Source organism: Flavobacterium soyae, from assembly GCF_021245985.1.
Taxonomy (GTDB): Bacteria; Bacteroidota; Bacteroidia; order Flavobacteriales; family Flavobacteriaceae; genus Flavobacterium; species Flavobacterium soyae.
Genome location: NZ_JAJQXA010000032.1, coordinates 1 through 6480, shown reverse-complemented (window position 1 = coordinate 6480; position 6480 = coordinate 1). Strand labels below are relative to the sequence as shown.

The 6480-nt window shown below is 37.4% G+C and carries 3 protein-coding genes; 2 read left to right on the top strand and 1 reads right to left on the bottom strand.

The features are described 5' to 3' along the window. Positions 1-2632, bottom strand: a 2632-nt coding sequence (locus LUU93_RS21805) for a beta strand repeat-containing protein (RefSeq protein ID WP_311202642.1), incomplete at its 3' end; no start/stop codon positions are given. Between the two features lie 280 nt (positions 2633-2912). On the opposite strand from LUU93_RS21805, the gene LUU93_RS21420 reads away from it, so the two are divergent. After that, positions 2913-3383: a regulatory protein RecX gene (locus LUU93_RS21420; protein ID WP_232683213.1), complete on the top strand. Its 471-nt coding sequence runs from the start codon at positions 2913-2915 to the stop codon at positions 3381-3383. A gap of 375 nt (positions 3384-3758) precedes the next feature. Then, on the top strand, positions 3759-6480 hold a 2722-nt coding region (locus tag LUU93_RS21415; RefSeq protein WP_232683212.1), incomplete at its 3' end, for a hypothetical protein.

Genomic DNA, 6480 nt, shown 5'->3' with positions numbered 1-6480 from the left:
TTGCGTTAACAGTTAGTAAAACAGCATTTGACGTAACAGAACATCCATCACTTGTAATTGTACAACGTACATAGTTGCCGCTATAGCCAAGAGGTGTTGCGCTCAAAGCTAAAGTTGAGGTGTTATAACCAGAAAGATTCGCAACACCATTTGTAGTTAACCAATTCGTAAGTCCATCTGCAGAATACTCCCATAAATAAGCAGGGCTAGCTGCTGGTGCTGAAACCGTAAATGAACCATTTTGGTTTTCACATATAGTTAGTGGCTGGGGTTGAGTTGATATTGTTGGTAATGCTTTAACAATTACAGTATAAGTCGCTGTAGCTGGTGTTACACAAGGCCCGTTCGATACCGTCATAGTTAAAGTAACTGTATTTCCTACATCTCCTGATGCAACTGTATAAGTTGGAGTTAATGTTGTTGTATTGCTTAATGAACCTGTACCGTTATGTGTCCATGCTATAGTTCCATTTGTTGCACTTGCACCACTTACTGTAGCTGTCCCTGTTTGACATATTGTCTGGCTGCCTCCTGCACTTGCAGTTGGAGCTAGTACGGTTATAGTAACTCTTCCATTGGCTCCTGATTTTGAAGTACCGCCTCCTTCACCTCTTCCGCCGCCGCCGCCGCCAGGGGTACTTCCTGCAACAGCATCTGGACTTCCATCAGTTGCGGCTCCACCACCTCCATTTCCAGTACCAGTACCTCCAGCCGTTAAAGCATTAGTAACACCTGCTCCATTAGCACCAGCCGTTCCTCCTGATCCTGTTATAGTGGCAGAACCACCACCTCCACCGCCAGCTTCATTATTAGCCCCTGCTGCACTCGCCCTTGCATTACCCCCAGCATACCCAGCATAAGAAGCTGTCACGCTTCCTGTAATACTAGACGCTGAACCTCCAGCACCACCATTTCTACTATTATTTTCCGAAGCCCCTCCGTTTGCAACAATTGTCCCCACACTTGAATTTCCTCCATTTACTCCGATCGTCCCACCTGTACCAACTGTAACGGTTAAGTTTTGACCAGTTGTAAGTGATGTCAATATTCCTTTTGTATAAGCGCCGCCGCCGCCGCCGCCAGCAGCTCCACTTCTATTAGAACCGCCGCCGCCTGCTCCCCAGCATTCCACTTGTAAACTTGTAACTCCTGCAGGAACAGTATAAGTACTTGAAGAATTAAAAACAGTAGACAATGACGAAACCGTTACTGCTCCTGTAGTTGCAGAGCAATTAGGTGAAGCGCTATTTGTAAAAGTAAATGTAGCACTTCCTGCTGCTACACTTGTTACAACACCTGTAGTTGCATTAACTGTAGCAACCGCGGGATTGTTACTTATCCATGTACCACCAGATGTAGGAGATAATGTAGTTGTAGATCCTGCACAAATATTACTACTGCCTGTAATACTTACAGTTGGTAAAGCACTTACTGTTACTACTGCAGAACCACTCATGTCTGAAGTACAGCCGGTAGTACTGTTTGTAGCAACTACCGTATACGTTCCTGCCACTGTTTTAGAACCAAAACTAATTGCTGATCCAGTTCCTGCAACAGCTGTTCCTATATCAGCACCTCCCATTTTCAATTGGTAGTTAACCCCTGAAGTAGAATTACTCAGACCAACTGCAACTCCGGTACCGCCGGAACAATATGATCCTCCTCCGGTAACATTGTAAACTGTTGGAGCCGCAATTACATTTACAAATGTTGTAGAAGGACTGCTTGAACAGCCTCCAGCCGTGGCAACTACTGTAAATTGCTTAATTCCTGTTGTTGTAAATGTTGCCGTAGGATTTTTAATATTTGTGGCTGACAACGCCACCCCTGTAGACGATGTTGTCCATGTATAAGTTACACCTGAAGCACTAATGTTATCAACATCTAATTGAACAGGTACACCAATACAAGAGGTCAGGGTTTTATAATTACCTTTAGGTGTCGTTGTCGCAACTGGAGTCACCTGACTCGTTGGAACTAAAACTATATTATCTATAATAGTACCAAGGGTTGACCCTCCGTTTAAGGAATTATAAAATTCAATCCCTATTGAATTACTTGGTGCCGTAAAAGTAAATGTTCCTACTTGAGGAGTTACGCTGCTTGTAGTTACCCTTGTAAACGTGATAGTAGGGGATGCGGATGTTACTCTAAAATCAACAGCAACAGTTGCAGGAGTAGTAACGTCTGGTCGTCGGGCATAAAGAAAACTTACAGTATAACTAACACCCGAAACAACTGTAAGCGTTTGCTTTAATGATGCTTCCGAATCTAATTCTGCTGTATTATCAGTGTTACCGCTGGAAAAATAAGTGTTTTCCTGATTAATTTCAACCCTATCACCTTGTGCACCAGAAAATGTCCAATTTGTGGACCAATTACTAAAATCACCATTAGTAACTAAATTGCTCACGCATTGTCCCGAAACTGAATTCACAAAGACAGAAAATAATATTATCAAAAGATATTTTATTCTCCCATCCAAGATCGTTTTAGATTTCGTCAATTTATCTAACATCGAAACTTGAGAATCTCTATCAAATAGTGAAATAGAGGTAAAAAATCTTTCTTTAGAAGAATTAGGGAATAATAAAAATAAAGAACGAATGAACAAAAGTAGTTTTCGAATCATAGTCGGCGTGGTATTAAATTGTTTTTGGCGTTAAATTCAAATAAAAAATTTCAAATTTCGTTATGAACGAAAGGCTTAATTTTGAACCTAAATTCTTATTAATAACTGTTTAACAAACTGAGCAGTTTGATAAACAGAATTTGACGACAAAATTATTATAATTCTGCACATAAACAAGATTTTACAAAAAGAGTTTTATGAAATAATTAAAAAACATGTAAGAATTTAGCCTATAAATGATTATTTTTGGCATTTATAGTTAAAAAGAAAGAAAATACTCATGGATTCAATTTATACACCAAAAGAGGCTTTACAGAAATTAGAACGCTTTTGTGCCTACCAGGAACGCTGTCATGAAGAGGTTGTTTCAAAGCTTTACAGCTTAAAAATGTCTTCGGAAGAGATTGATTCTATTGTCGTTCAATTAATTGAAAATAATTTTTTGAACGAAACACGTTTTGCCTGCAGTTTTGCAAGAGGTAAACACAGAATTAAAAATTGGGGGAAAATTAGGATTACAAATGAACTTAAGCAGCGAAATATTTCTTCAACAAATATAAATCTCGCCCTTAAGGAAATTTCTGCAGAGGAATATGCAGAAAGTTTTGAAAATCTCTCTGAAAAATCCTGGAACAATATTCAGGAAAAAAACATATTGAAAAAGCGAAAAAAATTTTGTGATTATATGCTTCGCCGAGGTTATGAAAGTAATCTCATTTATGAAAAAGTCAAAGAATTGGAGCAGGAATAAATATCAAAAATTTGCATTTAAAATCATAGTTTTTACTGCTTTCTAACTATCATATTTTGTATTAAATTACTTATATAATTAAAAAAGAACTTACTGTTGAAAATATTACTTTTCTGAGGGTCTTTTATAAAATCAGACGTTTTTTTAATTATTACTTCCAAAAAATCGTCTAAAAACATCCGTTTTTACGGATTTTCTTATTTTTAACAAGTAATTTTTGTAAGAAATTCCACAAGACAATTATTCTTATTTTGCATTTTATCGAGTATTCCAATGGCTTATCGATTATATGCCCATTCTAAAAACCATCATAATATCTTTGAGTAGGTATAAATGCATTATGCCAACATAACAATCTGATAGAAAACATTTAATATGATGAGAACTCTACTTTTATTTTTATCATTCCCTAATTTTTCTAAAGAAAAGTTTTTCACTCTTAATCTAAGATTAGTTTGTTTGGGGATGTTTTTTGTTGCTTCGGCAAATCAATTGTTTGCACAATCAGGCAACGTAACAAGTGCTAATTCCGGAAACTGGAATACCTCTGCAACGTGGGCAGCAGGAAATATTAACAGATCAGGAACTGTTTCATCTACTACTACTTCTACTACCGTAACAGGTACGGGAACCTTATTCTTAACAGAGCTTACCATTGGTTCTGTTATAACAAGACAAAATGGAACCGCAATAGGAATCGTATCTTCAATTACCAGTAATACTAGTTTAACCTTAACAGCAAATGCTTCTAACAATGTTGCTAATCAAACTTACCGCACAATAAGCGGCCCTCCAAGTCCCGTAGATAGTGCAGTAATCATATCAAGCCATAACGTTATCGTAAATGGAATATATACCTGTGCTTCTTTAGCAATTGCCCCTACAAATAATAATAATACTTCTGTGCTTTCATATTCGGGAACTTCAAGTCAACTTACTGTCAATGGGAATGTTACTTTAGGAGACTCTGGTAATAACAATAGAAGAGGCACCTTAGATATGACAAGTGCCGGAATTTTAACCTGCCAGGGATTTGTTGTAGCTAATAATGGCGCAAACAGCTTTATTCCCGGAACAGGAACAGTTCAATTAATAGCAAATAACAGCCTGCCTTCATCTATTTTTACAACTTTCAATAATTTATCTGTTAATGCTGGTACTACAACAATGGCGGCTGCCCTAAATATTAATGGAAACTTAAATATTAATAATAGCGCAGTATTAACAAGTACAACTAGTAATTATGCTGTTACATTAAGAGGAAATTATACTAATGCAGGTACATTTACAGCCAATAATTCGTCAATAACAATAGACGGAACTTCAAATCAAAGTATTACTGGTTTTACAACTGGCGGCACTGTTTCAATGACTAAAACAGGAGGTACAGCAACATTTACCGGAAATATTACCGGAAATGCATTGACAATAAATGGTTCTGGAGGAACATTAAATTTAGGCTCCGGAACTCATACTTTTACCGGAAATGTTACACTTACCGCCGGAACTTTAAATGGAGGTTCAAGCACATTAAATGTAAATTCTTCTTCTACAGCAGCATGGGGCGGAACAGGTACAAATTTTACAGCAGGTACAAGTACAGTTAATTTTGATGGTAGTAATCAAACTATTTCGTCGACAAGTACCACTTTTTATAATCTTAATCTTTTAAATCCATCGTCAGTAAGTGCTACAAAAACTTTTTCTGCAGCAACAACAGTCACTAATCTTTGGACTATTGCAAAATTAACAGCAGCAAATCTTGGAACTTTTCAGCACAACGCTGGAATTTTAACTTTAGGAGGAGTAGGACCTTTAAATCTAACCTGGGGACATACTTCATCTAATCCTGTAGCTGTTAACACAAATAATACGTATTTTGCTAATAATACTGGACGTATAACAATTACACAAACACCACCTGGTGCCGCGATTGACAACAATTATATATATTATGGAACAGTTGGTGAAGTAACCGGAATTAGAGGTGAATATGACGGTTCTTTAATCTTAACAGCTCCTGTAGGAAACATTTTCATAAACGTAAAATTTGCAAGTTACGGCCTTCCAAATGGTACAGCCCCAAATTTCACAATTGGAACTTGTCATGCTTTTAACAGCCGAACTGTAACAACAGGACTTTTGGGAAATACATCGGCAACAATTCCAGCTTCCGGATCTTTTAATAATACTTTTGGTGATCCTTGTTATGGGATTGTTAAAAACTATTATGTTACTGCTTTATATACTACTCCTATCTGTTCTGGTACCAATCCCGGAATTATTACGGGTTCAGTAGCTACCGGAGGAAATGGTACAACCTATAATTATCTATGGGAAGTTAGTACAACGAGCGCAACTGATGGTTTTACGGCTGCACCAGGTGCAAATACAGGAGTAAACTATACCGTACTTTCCGGAATTACTACTAAAACATATTACAGAAGAACTGTAACATCTGGTATTTATTCAGATGAAACTATTGTGGTTATTCCAGTAAATACCATAGCTGAAATTACAGCACCTACGACTGCAAATTCGACAGCGACTAGCATTTGCAGCGGTACCAGCGTAACACTTACTGCTACTGGCGGTGGTTTTGGTACAGTAGGAGGATATGCTGAATGGACATCAGGAACTTGTAATGGTACTTTAGTAGGTAGATCAGCTCTTGCTAATGGATCATTAACTGTTACACCAACTGCAAATACAACCTATTTTGTAAAACATAAAAACTCTTGTGGTGAAACCGTTTGTGCGACTCCTGTTACAGTGACCAATCCTACTTCTATAACAGTAAGTACAAGTTCATTTAGCACTTGTTTTAGCTCTGCCATACAAAATATTGCTATTGGTTATTCTGCTACAACAAATACACCAACTAACTATAGTATCACTTGGAATGCAGCAGCTGTTACCGCAGGGTTCAATAATAAATCTAATGTAACTAACACTTTTGCCACAGGCATAGGTTCAATTGCCAATGCAATTACTATTAACGCCAATACTGCAGCCGGGACTTATACTGGAACTTTAACGGTACAATCCGGAACTTGTGCAAGTTTTGGAACAACAATTACAGTTGTGATTAATCCTC